Below are 16,326 nucleotides of genomic sequence, written 5' to 3'. Positions count from 1 at the left end.
CTAAACTGCTAGAGAACTGACAAGCTGACCCAGCAAAAGTTCAAGTGGATTTGATTATGGTCAACCGTCTTGCTGAATCCCAAAGCCTTTATCTGCGAAAACACGCCGAAAATCCGATCGACTGGTGCGCCTGGTGCGACGAATCCTGAGAAAGGGCCGTCCGGGAAAATAAACCGATTTTTCTGTCAATTCGCTACTCTAGCTGCCACTGGTGTAGGGTGATGGAAGGTGAAGGATTTTGCGATCGCGCGATCGCAAACTGTAAAATACCTTAAGCATCCTCTGAACCGTAAACTTGACTTATTTGAGTTTCATGAGTTGCCATAACGAGTTTCCGATAATTTCCGAAATTATTTCTCTCATACATATAACCGCAGTTAAACCGCAGGTAGGAATAGGTGGCGGATTTCAACACCCTTTTAAGAACAGGCAAGATGCCTGTTCCACAACAGACTCTACTTATTGTGGAACAGGCATCTTGCCTGTTCCCGATCCAGGTACAAAATACCAATAACTAACCCAAAGTATACATCCAGCCATCCCTCGCGCAAATCCTCACAATTCCGTCCCAAACTACAGGCGTCGCCTCAAATGACAAACCCGGCTTAAATCTCCCCGATTCTATTACTTTCAGACGGTAAAACTCCCCTTTAGCATTTTTCAAAGCATTCTGATCCCCAGACTTCGCTCGTTCCCAATTCAAATTGAACAAATAAACACCGTTGTATCCCGCACTGATCAGTTTATTGCCATCGGTAAAAATCGGAGTCGAAATTGAAGAACCAATCGCTTTTTTAAATACTATTACCGGAGTATCGTAAGACTGGTTTCGCCAAGGTACAGCAATTTTTTTGCCTGTAATCATATCTTGGGAACCGACGTATAAATTGCCGTCGAGTGCATTTGTGGCAAACAGCGCCGGAAACTCGCCTGAATTGTACTCGTCATTCAACGCCACCGAGCCAATTATCCCGCCTTCCCAGCTAGAAAGTCGGCGATTTCCAGTCGGCAAAAACCATTCCACACTGGCATTCGGTTCCTTGTTGGGATTCAGCTTCAGCACTCCGCCGTTGCCCTGAATGTATTGTTTTTCAATGGCACAAAACAGTTTCCCTGATTTAGAAATTACAGCACTTCCATCCAAATCTGAACCTGTATAAAAATCCCAAACTATCTTTTTAGATTCAATGCTAATACCGTAAATATGACCGGAACCAGCAGCTATAAATATTCTATCTTTGAGCCTCGATGGCGATGACTCCGCTACCAAGTTGCCACCGTGCTTCCTGATATCGGCTGCTGCATAAAGCTGTACTTCCGACAAGATATTTGGCTGCTTGATGCCTTGTTTGATTTTTGCATTGCTTGTGGAACTATCGAGAAAATAGCCGATCGCATTTTCCCCCGCATTGAACAAAACTCCACCGCCGATGTCCAAAGCGCTGCTGTCATTATCCCGGCTGTAGCTGGGTGTTTTCCTGATGTCCAATTTCCAAAGTTCCTTGCCAGTTCTAAAAGATATGGCCCTAAAACTCGGCACGACACTTTTGCCGCCGCCACCACTGCGGCTGCCTTGCAAAATCACAATTCTGTTTTCAGCGCTAGCTTTTGCATCGATATAAATCGTTGATGATCCTTTGATCACATCATCAAATTTATAGCGCCAAACTTCTTTATTTGTAGCAATATCTATTTTTCGCAAATTGTGGTCATAAGCACCTATAATTAAATAAGTTTTTCCCCCGTCTCTGGTAATTGTCGGCTGTCCAGTCCAACCGGCACCGCTCCAAACTACAGACCGCCTTCCCAGAAAAGTCCGGCCGCCGCCTAGTTGAAATTTGTCGATTAAATTCAAGCTTTTCGGAACACCTCTGCCGTAAAAGCGGCGCTTGTCATTACCTAAAAATGTTGGGACTAATAATTCTATTTCTGGGTCTGCTTTAGCCAGAAAATTGTTAAGATTAGTTTCTAATAAAGCTTGTTCCGAGGATTCAGTTTGGCTCAGTTTGAGAACAGCAGGAGGAACAGCAGCACTCAGCAAAAATTGCCCTAGGTGTTGATTGAAGGTTCTCCGAGATGATAAGCTCATATTAGATCGAGATAATCAGCCATAATATTAAAACATAATTATCAGCAACAACTCAACTAAAACATCTCGCGCTAAACTGCTATAGAACTGACAAGCTTACTCAGCACGAGTTAAAGTGGATTTGATTATGGTCAACCGTCTTGCTCAATCCCAAAGCCTTTACCTGCGGAAACACGCCGAAAATCCGATCGACTGGTGGCCCTGGTGCGACGAAGCCCTAGAAACGGCCCGAAGCGAAAATAAACCGATTTTCCTGTCAATTGGCTACTCTAGCTGCCACTGGTGCACGGTGATGGAAGGAGAAGCATTTTCCGATCGCGCGATCGCCGAATACATGAATTCGCATTTTATACCGATAAAAGTCGATCGTGAAGAACGCCCGGATATCGACAGCATTTATATGCAAACCTTGCAAATGATGACCGGTCAAGGCGGTTGGCCACTCAACGTTTTTCTCACTCCAGACGAGCGAGTTCCCTTCTACGGAGGCACTTATTTCCCTGTAGAACCGCGCTACGGACGACCGGGATTTTTAGAAGTTTTGCAAGCAATTCGCCGCTTTTACGACACAGAAAAAGGCAAAGTAGAAGCCTTCAAAGCAGAGATTTTAGGCAACCTCCAACAGTCGGCCGCGCTGTCAGGAGTAACCGCAGAATTAAATCGCGAACTCTTCCAAAAAGGCTTAGAACTCAACACCGGAATTATTGCGGGCAGCAACCCCGGCCCCAGTTTTCCGATGATACCTTATGCTGAGCTAGCACTGCGGGGAACGCGATTTAATTTTGAATCAAAATACGACAGCAAACAAGTCTGCACTCAGCGCGGATTAGACTTAGCATTGGGCGGCATTTACGACCACGTAGGAGGCGGATTTCACCGCTACACGGTTGATGCGACTTGGACTGTGCCACACTTTGAAAAAATGCTTTACGACAACGGTCAAATTGTTGAGTATTTAGCGAATTTGTGGAGTGCGGGAATACAAGAGCCTGCTTTTGAAACTGCGATCGCGGGGACAGTAGAATGGTTGAAGCGAGAAATGACCGCGCCGACAGGTTATTTTTATGCTGCACAGGATGCTGACAGCTTTAACACTTCTGAAGAAGTTGAACCGGAAGAAGGAGCATTTTATGTCTGGACTTATGCCGAACTGGAACAACTATTAACTGCTGAGGAATTGGCAGAAATTAAAGCACAGTTTACTGTTAGTCGCAACGGCAATTTTGAAGGCAAGAATGTATTGCAGCGCCGCCATCCAGGAAAACTGAGCGCCACGGTAGAAACGGCTTTGGCTAAACTCTTTCAAGTTCGCTACGGTGGCAATCGCGATACTGTAAAAACCTTTCCGCCAGCGCGCAACAATCAAGAAGCTAAAAACGACAGTTGGCCGGGTAGAATTCCCGCCGTTACTGACACGAAAATGATTGCTGCTTGGAATAGCTTAATGATTTCGGGTTTAGCCCGCGCTGCGGCTGTTTTTGGAAATTGGGAATATCTGGAATTAGCTGTGAAAGCGGCTAATTTTATTTTAGACAATCAGTGGACGGATGGGCGGTTTCAGCGGTTGAATTATGACGGACACTCTGCTGTAACCGCGCAGTCGGAAGATTATGCTTTGTTTGTGAAAGCTTTGTTGGATTTGCATCAAGCGAGTTTGACTTTAGGCAACGGGGAAGAGGCAAAACAGTTGCCGAATTCTCAGTTTTGGTTGGAGAAAGCTGTGCAGGTGCAAGAAGAGTTTGATGAGTTTTTGTGGAGCGTGGAATTGGGAGGATATTACAATACTGCTAAGGATGCTAGCGGAGATTTGTTGGTGCGGGAACGCAGCTATATAGACAATGCAACTCCGGCGGCGAATGGAATTGCGATCGCATCTTTGGTTCGCCTCGCGCTGTTGGGCCCGAATTTAGAATATCTCGATCGCGCTGAGCAAGGTTTGCAAGCTTTCAGCAGTATTGTACAAGATGCTCCGCAAGCTTGTCCGAGTTTGCTTTCGGCGATCGACTGGTATCAGCATTCTACCCTAATTCGCACGACTTCCGATCAAATTGCTGGGTTGATTTCGCAGTATTATCCGACTGCTGTCTGTCAGATTGAGGCAGATTTGCCTGAAGGGGTTGTCGGGTTAGTTTGCGAGTGTTTGACTTGCAAGGAACCTGCGAAAAGTCAAGAGCGGCTGTTGGAGGAAATTTTGCAAAGTCAAACGCGAGTTTAGCACCAATACTGTCTATATTATTGAACCGCGAAGACGCGAAGGACGCGAAGGAAGAAGGAGGAAGCTGGAGGAAGAAGTAGATTATCTTCTACCGGGAAGGAAGTACATCTTCAATCGGCTCCTCAATCTTCTACAATCTCAACTAAGTTTTCCATTGTCACGTGGCTTGGACTTAGCTTTACTGGTTAGACGGCGCTTGACGACCGTAGCGATAGTTAGATGTCAAAAAATGCAAATACTTTCCGGCGGCACGGCAACTCGAACGCTGTCGCCGACTTGGTGTCGCTGCAAGTCATCTCTGTGCAAGTTTTGTCGGCGAAGGGCGATCGAGCTTTTAGCAGTCAACCGCACCGTATAGCGCGTGTCAGTGCCAATATAAATAGCTTCTTCTACTATTCCCGGCCAGCTATTTTCAGCGTCATAATTAGCCGGGAAAAGAGCAGCTTTTTCTGGCCGCAACACCAGGGTGACAACTTTCCCAGCGGGCATATCTTCGGCTGTCGCAACTAACACAGGCAACTGCTGGTCAACCAACACGATTATTTGACCGTTTTGCTTTTCTACTACTTGCCCGCTTAAAAAATTGCTGTCGCCAATAAAATCAGCAACAAACCGCGTTTTAGGATATTCATAAATATCAACAGGCGTGCCGACTTGTTGCAGTTTTCCTCCATCCATCACTGCAATTCTGTCCGACATCGTTAGCGCTTCTTCCTGATCGTGAGTTACATAAATAAACGTAATTCCCAATTTTCGCTGCATTTTTTTTAATTCTAATTGCATCTCTTTACGCAATTTTAAATCCAGCGCTCCTAGGGGTTCATCCAACAGCAAAACAGACGGCTGTTTGACTAATGCTCTGGCTAGCGCTACTCGCTGCTGCTGTCCCCCTGACAGTTGGCGGGGATAGCGTTTTCCTACCTCGGTTAACTGTACTAATGCTAAGGCTTCAGCAACGCGATCGCGAATTGTTTTCTGAGGCAAATTCTCCATTTCCAACCCAAAAGCGGCATTTTGTGCTACTGTCATGTGCGGAAATAAAGCATAGTTTTGAAATACCGTATTTACTGGGCGGTGAAATGGCGGGCGATTTTGCATCGGTTGACCGTGAATGTAAATTTCGCCCGCTGTGGGAATTTCAAAACCCGCGATCATTCGCAAAGTTGTAGTTTTGCCGCAGCCGGAAGGGCCGAGTAAAGAAAAGAATTCTCGATCGTAAATTTGCAGATTGATGTTATCTACAGCTAAGAAATCTTGACTGCGGACACTTTTAAATACTTTGGAAACTTCTAAAACTTCTACAGAGTGCATTCTGTTAGTATGTGTGAGTAATAAAAATCTGAGTTCGAGTCCGGTTAAACTGATATCTTGCACCATTCTCAATTACTTGTTTAGGAACGGGCCGGAGAGCCCGTTCCACCAAACTTAATTTTCTTGTGGAACGGGCCGGAGAGCCCGTTCTTGACGATGGTGCAACTCCAATACAAGCTAAAAATTTAAGTAAACCCGCCCCGGCAGGAACCTGTGTTATATCTACTTTCCAGCCCCTGCTTTAACTTCCGTCCAAGCTCGATCGTACAATGCAGTTGCTTTCCCGACATCCTGCAATAATTTCATTTTGGCAAACACCTCAGCCGGCGGGTAAATTTGAGGATTATTCAAATCCTTCGGGTCGATTAAACCTTGATCAATTGCTGCTTTGTTGGGCGATCCGAAGTGGGTAAAATTGGAAATTTGGGCGCCGACTTCTGGCTGCAAAATAAAGTTAATAAATTTCTCCGCTAACTCTTTCTGGGGCGCACCTTTGGGAATGGCCATGTTGTCAGAAAAAATGATTGTTCCTTCTTTGGGAATAGCGTAACGGAGATTAGGATTTTCTGTCATCACTTGGAAAATATCACCGCTCCATTCCATTGTCAAATATACTTCTCCTTGATCTAGCATATTTTGCCCGGTGTCGGGGACAAAAGCTGCAATGATATTTTTACTTTTAATCAGCAAATCGCGGGCTTGGTTAATTTCTTCGGGGTTGGTTGTATTTGGGTCAAATCCTAAATACATTAAAACTCCTGCCAATGTGTATCTGGCATCGTCTTGCCACGCGACTTTTCCGGTATATTTTGGGTCGAACATCCCCCCCCAACTGTTAATTTCTCCCTGGACTGTTTTCACGTTGTAGCCAATTCCCATCGTTCCCCACTGGTAGGGCAGCGAATATTTATTTCCCGGATCAAAAGCTTGATTGATAAACTTAGGTTCTAGGTGCTTTTGGTTGGGAATATTGTTTAAATTCAGCGGCTCAATTATATTTTCTGCGATCATGACTTTCACCATGTAATCGGCGGGAAATATTAAGTCGTAACCGGGGTTGCCCTGTTTTAGTTTGGCATAGAGTGCGTCGCTGTTCTCGAAAGTGTCGTATTGAATTTTAACATTGTTCTCTTTCTCGAATTGGGCGATCGCTTCTGGGGCGATATAACTTGCATAATTGTAAATGCTGAGCACTTGCTGTTGGTTGCCACCTGTGCGGCTACAGCCAAAAGCCACCGTTGCACTCATCACAAACAAAAGTAGGAAAGTCAGCAGGCGTTTCATAGGTTTTGTTAGTTGCAGACAAAAATAATTATGACACAGAAAGCAATTTTTTTAACTTTTCTGAACTTTTAACGATGATATAACCAGCAACAAGGAAGCCAACAACATCAAAGTTGAAATGGCATTAATCGCTGGCGTCACTGCAAATTTTATCATGCCATAAACAAATAATGGCAGCGTCATCGAACCGACACCACTGGTAAAAAATGTCACGACAAAATCGTCCAGCGACAGAGTAAAAGCCAGCAGTGCCGCGCTGAAAATAGCGGGCCAAATCAGAGGGAGAGTGATGCGCCAAAAAGTTCGCCATTCGTTAGCGCCTAAGTCAAAAGCTGCTTGTTCTAATTGAGGATCTAGTTCCGCCAAACGCGCCCTGACAGTAATAGTCACAAAGGAAATATTAAAGACAATGTGACCGATAATTACAGTAGGTAAGCCGAGATTGAGACGAATTCCCGTGAGATTTTCTACGATCCGAAATACTAGGGTAAAGAAAACTAGCAGCGAAATGCCGATCGTAATTTCGGGCATAATAATCGGCAAAAACAGTAAAGCTTCTACTGCTTTGCGCCCCGGAAAATGAAAGCGTTCCAGTGCTAGGGCGAGCATTGTACCAAAAATGCTTGCTAGCACAGTCGAAATAGCTGCAATTAGTAAGCTGTTGTTGAGTGCTGTCCAGATTCCGGCGCTGCTACTCGTAGCAATCGTCGCGCCTGCATTGCTAAACAAACTGCGGTACCAATCGAGGGTAAAGCCACGCCAAACGGCATTGAATCTGGAGGCGTTAAAGGAGTAAATAATTAAGATGAGAATTGGCAAGTAAAGAAAGGCTAATGCTAGTACAGCTTGTACCCAAAGCCACTTTTTGCCGATCGCCCGCACGAGTAAATCTAGTTTAGTCATTAGTCAAAAATAGGTTCGCCTGTAGGGGCGGGTTTTACAGACAATCTGTGCCTAATACCAATAATCTCATAAACCCGCCCCCACCCAACTGTAAATCTCAATCTACCTGTTTAAGTTTCGTCAGACACGCGGAAGTAAATTAACACAGGAATCAATATGATTACCGTCAACAGCATAGAAAGCGCCGAACCAAAAGGCCAATCGCGGGCTTTCATAAACTGATTTTGAATCAAATTTCCCACCATAACTGTTTTAGAACCACCCAATATATCCGGTGTGATGAAAGCGCCGACGGCGGGAACAAAAACTAAAATCGAGCCTGCCACAATACCGCGAGTTGTTAATGGTAAAAATACGCGCCAAAAAGTGCGAATATCATTAGCCCCTAAATCGTGAGCGGCTTCTACTAATGAAAAATTGAAGCGTTCCATGCTAGAATATAAAGGCAGAACCATGAAAGGTAAATAGCCGTAAATAAGACCGATCGCCACAGCGAAAGGCGTAAAAAGCAAGTTTAACGGTTCGCTAATAATTTGCAGGCTTTGCAGGGCTGTGTTAACTACTCCTTCGCTACGCAGCAGTATGATCCAGGCGTAGGTTCTCACTAAAAAATTAGTCCAAAATGGAATAATTACCAGCAAAAGCAAAGCATTTCGCCAGCGAGGAGAACGGGTGGCGATGAAGAATGCTAGGGGATAGCCAACTAACAAGCAAGTGGCTGTTGTTAGAAAAGCCAGCCAGAGCGATCGCCCAATTACTCCTAAGAAAAGTCCACTGAACAAACGCTGGTAGTTGCTGAGAGTAAATATCCAAGTAACACCGCCGTAAGTACCGCGTTCTAAGAAACTGTACAACAGTACAATTAGCACCGGCAAAATGAAGAAAACCATCAGCCATGCCGTAGCGGGAAATAAGAGCAGCAACAGGTTAGTTTGCTGGCGGTTTTTGACACTCATTATTCACTCAAGCGAAATTTAGCACATAATTCAACACATTTTATATCAAATCCGCATTTTATGAATTATGTCATCATTAATAAATTATCAAGAGGTACGCAATGTCAGCAGAATCGTCAACCCCAAAAATAGTCGTCGTCGGTGCAGGATGGGCCGGTTTAGGCGCTACCTATCACCTAGCACAGCAAGGCTATGATGTCACCCTGCTAGAAGCAGGCCCTTATCCGGGTGGCTTAGTTGCAGGGTGGAAAACCGCCGGCGGGCGTTCCGTAGAAGCAGGCATTCATGGCTTCTGGTATCCCTACAAAAATATCTTTTCCTTAGTCAAGGAATTAGAACTCGATCCCTTCACGCCTTGGACTCGTTCTTGTCAGTATTCACCCGCCGGATTGGAAGTAGAATCGCCGATTTTTCAGGACGAACCGCGGCTTCCCACACCGTTAGGAACATTTATTTACACCAGATTTAAAAGGCTGCCATTAGTCGATCGGCTTTCAGCCTTGCCCTTACTCTACGCCGTCCTCGATTTCGACAATTCCGACGAAGCTTGGCGTAGGTACGATCGCGTCACAGCCCGCGAACTATTTAAACAGTTTGGTGTTTCTGCAAGGCTGTACCGCGATGCTTTTGAACCGATGTTATTAGTAGGTTTATTTGCACCAGGAGAACAATGTTCGGCTGCCGCCGCTTTGGGAATGCTCTATTATTTCATATTAGCACACCAACCGGATTTTGATGTAGTTTGGTGTCGCGGCACAGTCGGAGAAAAAATCTTTCGCCCGTGGGTCGATCGCCTTGAAAAAATCGGCGCAAAAGTATTGACTCAGCGGCGAGTTACTGATTTAATTGTTGACAGCAACAACAGAGCCACAGGCGTTGTTTGCGGCGAAGAAACCTTCGATGCAGATGCAGTTATTTTTGCAGTTGGCGTCACGGGAATGCAAAAAATTATCAGCAGCAGCCCAGCTTTGCAAAGCCGCCAAGAGTTTAGGGACGCGATGAATTTGGGTGCCGTTGACGTGTTAGCTGTTCGCCTGTGGTTTGACAGAAAAATTGACATTCCCCTGCCTTCTAATGCCTGTTTTGGCTTTAGTTCAACTACAGGTTGGACGTTTTTTGATTTGAATGCTTTGCACGACGAATTTCGAGACGAACCGGGAACAGTTGTCGAAGCTGACTTTTATCACGCCAATCAATTAATTCCCCTGAAAGATGAGGAAATTGTTTCCTTAGTTCAGCGGGATTTAGCGATTTGCATTCCGCCTTTTCGGGAGGCTAAAGTAATTGACAGCAGCGCGATTCGGCTGTCGCGGGCGGTGACGCATTTCGCCCCTGGCAGCTATCAGTATTTGTTGCCGGCAGTAACAAGTTATGATAATGTATTGATGAGCGGCGATTGGGTTGTGACCCGCCACGGTTCTTGGTCGCAGGAAAAGGCTTATGTTACTGGTTTGGAGGCTGCAAATTTGGTAATTTCGCGTTTCGGACTTGGGAACAAAGCGACAATTATTCCCGTGGAAGCTGACGAACCGCACATTCAAATCGGGAGAAAGATTAATCAGTTTACTCGCAGTTTGACTAAAACATTCATTCCCGATTTTTGGCTGCCCTAAGCAGAAGGAAGTTCGGCAGCGGATTCGGTAACGCATTTAACGGATGGAACGAACAAGGAAGAAGGAATTTCTTGTTTTAAGCGGTAAGGTGCGCCGAGGCGCACCCTACATATAGACTAATAACCAATGACGAATTACTAATTATACTATCTTCAAAAAAGAATGCCACTTTAGACAAGCTCGAAACCACGAGATTCATCAGTCATGGCTAATCTAAAATCTAAAATCGCCTGACTATCGCCAATAAGGCCGGCCCTTCCAAAAAACTCCCACCGTAACTCCGATTAGTGCAGCTTGCGATAAACTTGCTAATAAAGGAGGTATGGGTAGGAATGACTTTAACACCAAACCCAAGAGCACGCAGAAAACTAAAACCCACAAACTAATTCGGTTGAGCAAAAATTGTTGTTGCCAATACTCTAAAAAGTACACTGCTAAAGCTCCCATTCCCACTGCTGCTGCAAAAGGTATCAATGTCCCGAGGGAAGAACTGTAGAGAAGCGTCACCCCGTTGCGGATTGGCCGGGATTGCGTGAAACCCCAGGCTAAAAATAACTCCAATCCAACCACGATGCAGTTGACGAGGGCGGAAATTTGCAGCATTTCTCGCCAAGGTAAAAGTTTTAAGCGCCGCAGAAAATTGTTCACGATCGGCAGATTAAGTAGGTTGCTTTGATTTTATAACAGTTTTGCGCTGGCGATCGACATTTGAGGTCAGTTTGTAAAGTAAAATAAACATAGAGGGCAGTCTCTTGACAAATTAACCCAGAGCATCTGCCTGCTAGTTGTTGGAACCGTGAAAGGAAAAAAGTTATGGTGGAGAACACTGTCGATTGTGCTGTAGCTTGCGTCAATGGCTGCGTTCTGGGCGACAAGTGCCCGAAGCGGGAATACGCAGAAGCAACGTCCAACTTTATTGAAAATACTTCTCTGGATAAAATGCTAGAAATAGCAGAGGAAGCGGTGAGAAGGAAACGGACGGAACCCCCCAAATGGATAATCCCTGATTTTCCCGAATAGCATTAGCCTCCGAATTAAAAAGCGATCGCCATTTTCAAACGGGCGATCGCTTTTTGTATTCCCTCTGAAATAGCTGAGCCGAATCAATATATTTCCTGGGATAGAAGCTAAAAACTTAAATAGTAATTACAATACCACTTAATTATAGCCATTGGCAATTACTAAAAACAATTCAGTTAAAGCCAAATTCGGACATTTTTAATTTAATTGAGTTCAAAAAAAAACAGGAGCAAGTATCGTGGCAAAGCAAAAGAAAAGCAACGCAAAAACAACAACTGAACGCGATAATTTGGGCGAATTGCCTCAAGAAATTACCGAATCTTACGGTACTGGCGTCATCGATCAACCCGGAGTGAGCCAAGACGACATAACAACCCTGCAGGACAGCAGTTCGGACTACTCTTCCACCAGTTCCCAAATCGGCGGCGAGGATGGCGATCCGGCTGCGGAACAAGAAAGTGCCACTGGTGAGCAATCGGTGGGCGGAACTGCGCCTACTCCCGACCTGGATATGGTTGACGAACTCGGAGCCGCTGCCGGCATAGAAATGCCCGATGGCGCTATTTTGAACACAACAAATATGCTTGAACATCGAGATGAAAGTCGCTGGGAATTAGACCCTAGTTCTGCGGAAGATTATCAGGAACGACCGGATTTCTAGGTAGATTTTTCACCAAAAAATAGGTAGTATAATAGGAGCGGGTTCACCAGTATCAATACTTCATCTGCCAAGTATTTGTAAATCCGCCCCTCATCACTTTTGCTCTCGCAACACATATCCAACTCCCCGAACACTAGGCAGCAGGCGTTTGGAGTTACTGGCTTCTAATTTAATCCGTAACGCACGAATATACACTTCAATAAGGTTGCACAAGCCAACCCTTGTGACGCCTAGAAAATCGTTAATCGGAAGCTTTATCTCAACTACGACAAGAAAGTACAAGCACAGTGGATGGGCGATATCCCTGGTCACATTGCTTTAGCGAACAAAAATTAGCATACTATTGTGAATAACAAAGAACTGTTCAGCTAAGCTCAAAGTGATGCAGGGAATTAGTGGCTAACCGGCACTTACCTTACCGCCAGCAGTTTTCATTTCCCTGAGAACAAGGTAATTGTAATTGCTCGATTGCGTAATTGAGAAAGCTGTACCTCACCCAACAGACAACTGCTATATCTTCTTATTGCTTAACATCTCCGGTGAATTACCCCTCATAAAGCGTGTTTGTAGTCAGGACTTTAGCCTTCTATATGCGGCTGAATAATCACTATTAGTCCTGACTACAAACTTACTGTGCTTAGATCACCGGGTATGATATTATGTATCGCAAAAACCGGGTTGATGAAGCCAACCCTCTTCAACAAAAAGGTGATATATGGAATTTAAAGATTTTCTGGCTTTGCTGCATCCTATTTTAGCTGTAGCGATTGTTTTTCCTATGCTTGGTGTTGTTCTCAATATGGCGTGGCAAACTATGCAGCGTCGGAAGCAAATTGCGATCGACACCAAGAGCAAAATTCCACCTGTAGTCGGTCCAGAACACGTCAAAGCAGGTCGAATTCTGTCAGGTTCTGTAGTAGGAGTGACGTTGTTGGGTCTAGCCTACCCGATTTTTGAGCATATTTTGAGCAAGGATGTTTGGAGCAAAAACTCGTTTCAGGTCATTTTCATTGTGCTGATGTTTGTGGCAACTATCGCCTCTTTGGTCATGCTATATCGAGCGACACCCGCTTTATGGCGCGGCATATTTGCGACCCTAACAGGTACGGGTTTGGTAATTCTTGGCACTCAAGATGGCGTTTATCGGCGAACCAATGAATGGTATTGGTCTCACTACTACATTGGGATCGCCGCTGCGCTAATTATGGTTTTCTCGCTTGCCATCATTGAAGACATTTACAAAGACCGCTCAAATCGCTGGCGCACTATCCATGTGATATTGAACTCGATCGCTGTGCTGCTCTTTCTGGGACAGGGAATGACCGGAACCAGGGATTTATTAGAAATTCCTCTGAACTGGCAGAAACCCTATATTTATACCTGCGATTTCGCCAATAAGACCTGCCCAAAACCGTGAGCGATCGCATTACTTCGAGATTCCAGTCTAAAATTAGTAGAAATTAGACCAATAAACCCGGTTTCTGAATGTAACCAAGTCCTGGTAATCACAGGAATGAGAACGAGAAACCGAGTTTATGATGCCCGGAGTGCGTCAGTTCTAATCAGTCATAAATCTTAATCATTGCGAGCCAAACCCTGAAGGCTAACTTGCAAAATCGACAAACCCAAAATTAGCAAAAACAAAACCAGCCCGATCGTACAAGCATAGCCAATTTCCAAATCCTTAAAAGCCCGTTCGTAAAGATAATAAACAACAGTCTTAGAACTATTGCGAGGCCCGCCCTGAGTCATGATATAAACTTCTTCAAAAACCTTAGTAGCAGAAATCGCCGAAATCACCGCAACTAAAACTAAATAAGGCTTCATCAGCGGCACAGTAATGTCCCAGTGCTTTCCCAAACCATCAGAACCATCAATAGCAGCCGCCTCATAAAGTTCTGCCGGAATAGCTTGCAGCCCTGCCAAATAAATCACCATGTAATAGCCCAATCCTTTCCAGATAGTAACTGCCATGACGCTAAAGATTGCTAACTTTGGATTAGCCAGCCAAGACACAGGAGGTAAACCCAACAATTCCCCCAACTGATTCAGCAGTCCAGTCTCAGCAAACAGCCACTTCCAAGCAATCCCGGCGACAACCATTGAAATTACCGCCGGCGTGTAGTATGCGGCTCGAAACCAGTTCATCCCCTTAAGTTTTTGGTTGCACAAAATTGCCATTCCCAACGGTAGAACAACCAATACAGGCACCACGCAGGTGAGATACAGCAGCGTATTCGTCAAAGTTTGCCAGAATGTGCGATCGCCCCACAACCTCTCAAAATTCTTTAAACCCACCCACTGCGGCATTTGAGTTAAATCATATTCGTAGTTGGTAAAACTCAAATAAAAAGCTTGCACCGCCGGCCACAAAACAGTCAAACTCAAAATAAATAAAGCAGGTAGCAAAAACAAATAAGGCGTCAAATAGCGTCGGGAAAAAGTCACAGACATAGTAATTGATAATTGGTAATTTTACTCGTTAAGAGGCTATGCCTGGTAACGCATATCCGGAGGCTCTGCCTCCAATTTTCCTACTAACAAGCGAGGCAGAGCCTCTGGACATTGATTCCCAGGCCTAGCCTGGGAACCAGTTATAAAACTCGCATTTTACTCGTTAACAGGCTCTGCCTGGTAACGCATATCCGGAGGCTCTGCCTCCAATTTTCCTACTAACAAGCGAGGCAGAGCCTCTGGACATTGATTCCCAGGCTATGCCTGGGAACCCGTTATAAATCACCAAGCCTAGCTCATTTTAGTAAGAAGTGCTATCTGTTATTTAACTCCCGAAAACAAAGCCTGCCAGTCTCCGGGAGAACTGCCATTTTCCCCCTCTTTCACCTCAAAAGTAACATTGCAAGCTTGCGGTTGTTCCAAAGCCTCCACGCACAATTCTGCAATATCTTCCCGACTGACTTTGCCCCTAATATTGTCTCCTTGCTCAAATATTAAAGCTTTGCCTCCGGGTTCTTCAGTCAAAGCGCAAGGTCTGACAATAGTATAAGGTATGCCGCTCGATCGCACACAATCTTCCCCTTTCAACTTCCAAGTCAAAATTCCCCCCAACATATCATTCATCCTGACTGCCGGCGGTTCTTCTTCCAAGTTAATTCCCGGTCGGCCAGGGCGGGTAACTCCTGCCGAACTCACCATCACAAATCGCGGTAAAGTCTGTCCCCCATCAGCTTTAATAGATTCTAACTCCAGTTGAAAAATACCCGGTGTAAATTTCGGGTTGAGCGCGCCATCATATTCAAACTTGCTCAACATTAACTGAAAAGAAAAAATACTGCTGGGATCAAATTTAGAGCCATCCTTAACAGTTTTGGCGCGGAAAACTGGAATTAACTCATCAAAAGGAACAGTGATAGTAATCCAGATATTGTAAACAGTATCAAACGAATAGCAATAGCCAATTCCATCCCATTTAGCTTCGCTGCGAACAATCAATTTGTAGCGCTTACCGTCCCCTTTGACACGTAGTTGGAGGCCGCTAAATCCTGTGAGGTTAAGCGGAGGATCAAAGTTGCGAGTACGCACCGAAGCAAAGCCACCCGAGTTGGCGGTAGAAACATTGCCTGTGAATATAGCTGTATTGTCTGTAAGTACGATCGAACTTTCGCTGGTGCCACCCATCACGATGTCGTCGAGGGCACCCCAAGTTTCTTTTAAATCTTGGCTGGGTTTTGTGAAGTCAAAAATTGTTTTTTCGCCTGCTTTAATTAGCTGGCGGCGAACAGCTTGCACTAAATTATTCAGGCCTTTGTATTCGACTATTTCGGGAACATCGACAACTTCCGGCATATAAAATTTGATGCCTTGATAGTATTTTTCCCGCGTTGGGGTGTCTCCTTCTATCGGTTGAACTTTCGTGCCGGTGCAGCAGATAACTGCTTCTACGCCCTCGGTTACTAGCGGTGTTAGGGTTTCTGGCAGAGTGATATCTCCTTCGACTAACTCGACATTTTGGCCGAGAATTTCTGTTGCTCTTTTGGTATCTCTGACAAGGGCTCGCACTCTATATCCCCGCTGTTGCAGCCGCTTGACAACTCGCTTCCCGACGCCGCCGGTAGCACCGGCTACCAGTATCAATTTGGGTTGGTCTTTTTTAGTTTTGCTGCTGCTTCCAAAGAGTTGTTGCAGCCAGCTAATGCTGCCAATGAAGGGAATGACGCCGAAATAAGCCAAGGTTTTGAGAAACCGGCCGGCATCCCATTGGGCGGTTTTTTTTTCAGTCATACTAGCTTCCTCTGAATTGGCTCAAATCTACTTAG

The 16,326-nt window shown here is 45.1% G+C and carries 13 protein-coding genes and 2 pseudogenes; 6 read left to right on the top strand and 9 right to left on the bottom strand.

Annotated features, from left to right (window positions below; translation table 11 throughout):
- Window positions 1-56: 56 nt before the first annotated feature.
- A pseudogene (locus NDI35_RS13420) lies at window positions 57-257 on the top strand (DUF255 domain-containing protein); the annotation flags it as partial.
- A 257-nt stretch (window positions 258-514) separates the two neighbouring features.
- Here the strand turns inward: NDI35_RS13420 and NDI35_RS13415 are convergent.
- Window positions 515-2,089 carry an outer membrane protein assembly factor BamB family protein gene (locus NDI35_RS13415; RefSeq protein ID WP_445313165.1) on the bottom strand — a complete coding sequence of 525 codons (1,575 nt, stop codon included), beginning with the start codon at window positions 2,087-2,089 and terminating at the stop codon, window positions 515-517.
- A 127-nt stretch (window positions 2,090-2,216) separates the two neighbouring features.
- Here NDI35_RS13415 and NDI35_RS13410 point away from each other — a divergent pair, with 127 nt between their 5' ends.
- Complete coding sequence (locus NDI35_RS13410; protein ID WP_445313164.1) at window positions 2,217-4,304, top strand: thioredoxin domain-containing protein; 2,088 nt, start codon at window positions 2,217-2,219, stop codon at window positions 4,302-4,304.
- Between the two features lie 222 nt (window positions 4,305-4,526).
- On the opposite strand, the gene NDI35_RS13405 is transcribed toward NDI35_RS13410, so the two are convergent.
- The 4 genes from NDI35_RS13405 to NDI35_RS13390 form a co-directional block, all read right to left on the bottom strand.
- Window positions 4,527-5,615 carry an ABC transporter ATP-binding protein gene (locus NDI35_RS13405; protein WP_445313233.1) on the bottom strand — a complete coding sequence of 363 codons (1,089 nt, stop codon included), beginning with the start codon at window positions 5,613-5,615 and terminating at the stop codon, window positions 4,527-4,529.
- Window positions 5,616-5,837: 222 nt separating this feature from the next.
- Complete coding sequence (locus NDI35_RS13400; RefSeq protein WP_445313163.1) at window positions 5,838-6,899, bottom strand: ABC transporter substrate-binding protein; 1,062 nt, start codon at window positions 6,897-6,899, stop codon at window positions 5,838-5,840.
- Between the two features lie 51 nt (window positions 6,900-6,950).
- The gene (locus NDI35_RS13395; RefSeq protein ID WP_445313162.1) at window positions 6,951-7,802 is read right to left on the bottom strand and encodes an ABC transporter permease; all 852 of its coding nucleotides are present in this window, start codon (window positions 7,800-7,802) and stop codon (window positions 6,951-6,953) included.
- A gap of 110 nt (window positions 7,803-7,912) precedes the next feature.
- A complete protein-coding gene (locus tag NDI35_RS13390; protein WP_445313161.1) occupies window positions 7,913-8,758 on the bottom strand; it encodes an ABC transporter permease in 846 nt (281 codons plus the stop codon).
- Window positions 8,759-8,859: 101 nt separating this feature from the next.
- Between NDI35_RS13390 and NDI35_RS13385 the strand changes: the two genes are divergently transcribed.
- Window positions 8,860-10,371, top strand: coding sequence for a hydroxysqualene dehydroxylase (locus NDI35_RS13385; protein WP_445313160.1), 1,512 nt, complete (start codon window positions 8,860-8,862; stop codon window positions 10,369-10,371).
- Window positions 10,372-10,605: 234 nt separating this feature from the next.
- Here the strand turns inward: NDI35_RS13385 and NDI35_RS13380 are convergent, their stop codons facing one another.
- A complete protein-coding gene (locus tag NDI35_RS13380) occupies window positions 10,606-11,019 on the bottom strand; it encodes a peptide chain release factor 1 (RefSeq protein ID WP_445313159.1) in 414 nt (137 codons plus the stop codon).
- Window positions 11,020-11,184: 165 nt separating this feature from the next.
- On the opposite strand from NDI35_RS13380, the gene NDI35_RS13375 reads away from it, so the two are divergent.
- Window positions 11,185-11,391 carry a hypothetical protein gene (locus tag NDI35_RS13375; RefSeq protein WP_190740439.1) on the top strand — a complete coding sequence of 69 codons (207 nt, stop codon included), beginning with the start codon at window positions 11,185-11,187 and terminating at the stop codon, window positions 11,389-11,391.
- Between the two features lie 238 nt (window positions 11,392-11,629).
- Window positions 11,630-12,052, top strand: coding sequence for a DUF6335 family protein (locus NDI35_RS13370; RefSeq protein WP_445313158.1), 423 nt, complete (start codon window positions 11,630-11,632; stop codon window positions 12,050-12,052).
- 93 nt (window positions 12,053-12,145) lie between these two features.
- Here the strand turns inward: NDI35_RS13370 and NDI35_RS13365 are convergent.
- Window positions 12,146-12,262, bottom strand: a pseudogene (locus NDI35_RS13365) (winged helix-turn-helix domain-containing protein); the annotation flags it as partial.
- A 505-nt stretch (window positions 12,263-12,767) separates the two neighbouring features.
- On the opposite strand from NDI35_RS13365, the gene NDI35_RS13360 reads away from it, so the two are divergent.
- Window positions 12,768-13,469, top strand: a complete 702-nt coding sequence (locus tag NDI35_RS13360) for a DUF4079 domain-containing protein (RefSeq protein WP_445313157.1) — start codon at window positions 12,768-12,770, stop codon at window positions 13,467-13,469.
- Between the two features lie 158 nt (window positions 13,470-13,627).
- Here the strand turns inward: NDI35_RS13360 and NDI35_RS13355 are convergent, their stop codons facing one another.
- Both NDI35_RS13355 and NDI35_RS13350 read right to left on the bottom strand, forming a co-directional pair.
- On the bottom strand, window positions 13,628-14,506 hold the full coding sequence (locus NDI35_RS13355) for a carbohydrate ABC transporter permease (RefSeq protein WP_445313156.1): 879 nt from the start codon (window positions 14,504-14,506) through the stop codon (window positions 13,628-13,630).
- Between the two features lie 321 nt (window positions 14,507-14,827).
- The gene (locus NDI35_RS13350) at window positions 14,828-16,291 is read right to left on the bottom strand and encodes a CIA30 family protein (protein WP_445313155.1); all 1,464 of its coding nucleotides are present in this window, start codon (window positions 16,289-16,291) and stop codon (window positions 14,828-14,830) included.
- Between the last annotated feature and the right edge of the window lie 35 nt (window positions 16,292-16,326).

Source organism: Microcoleus vaginatus FACHB-2002, assembly GCF_040004035.1.
GTDB classification, from domain to species: domain Bacteria; phylum Cyanobacteriota; class Cyanobacteriia; order Cyanobacteriales; family Microcoleaceae; genus Microcoleus; species Microcoleus vaginatus_C.
Note: the sequence above shows the minus strand (reverse complement) of the source record. Positions and strands in the feature narration are given on the sequence as shown.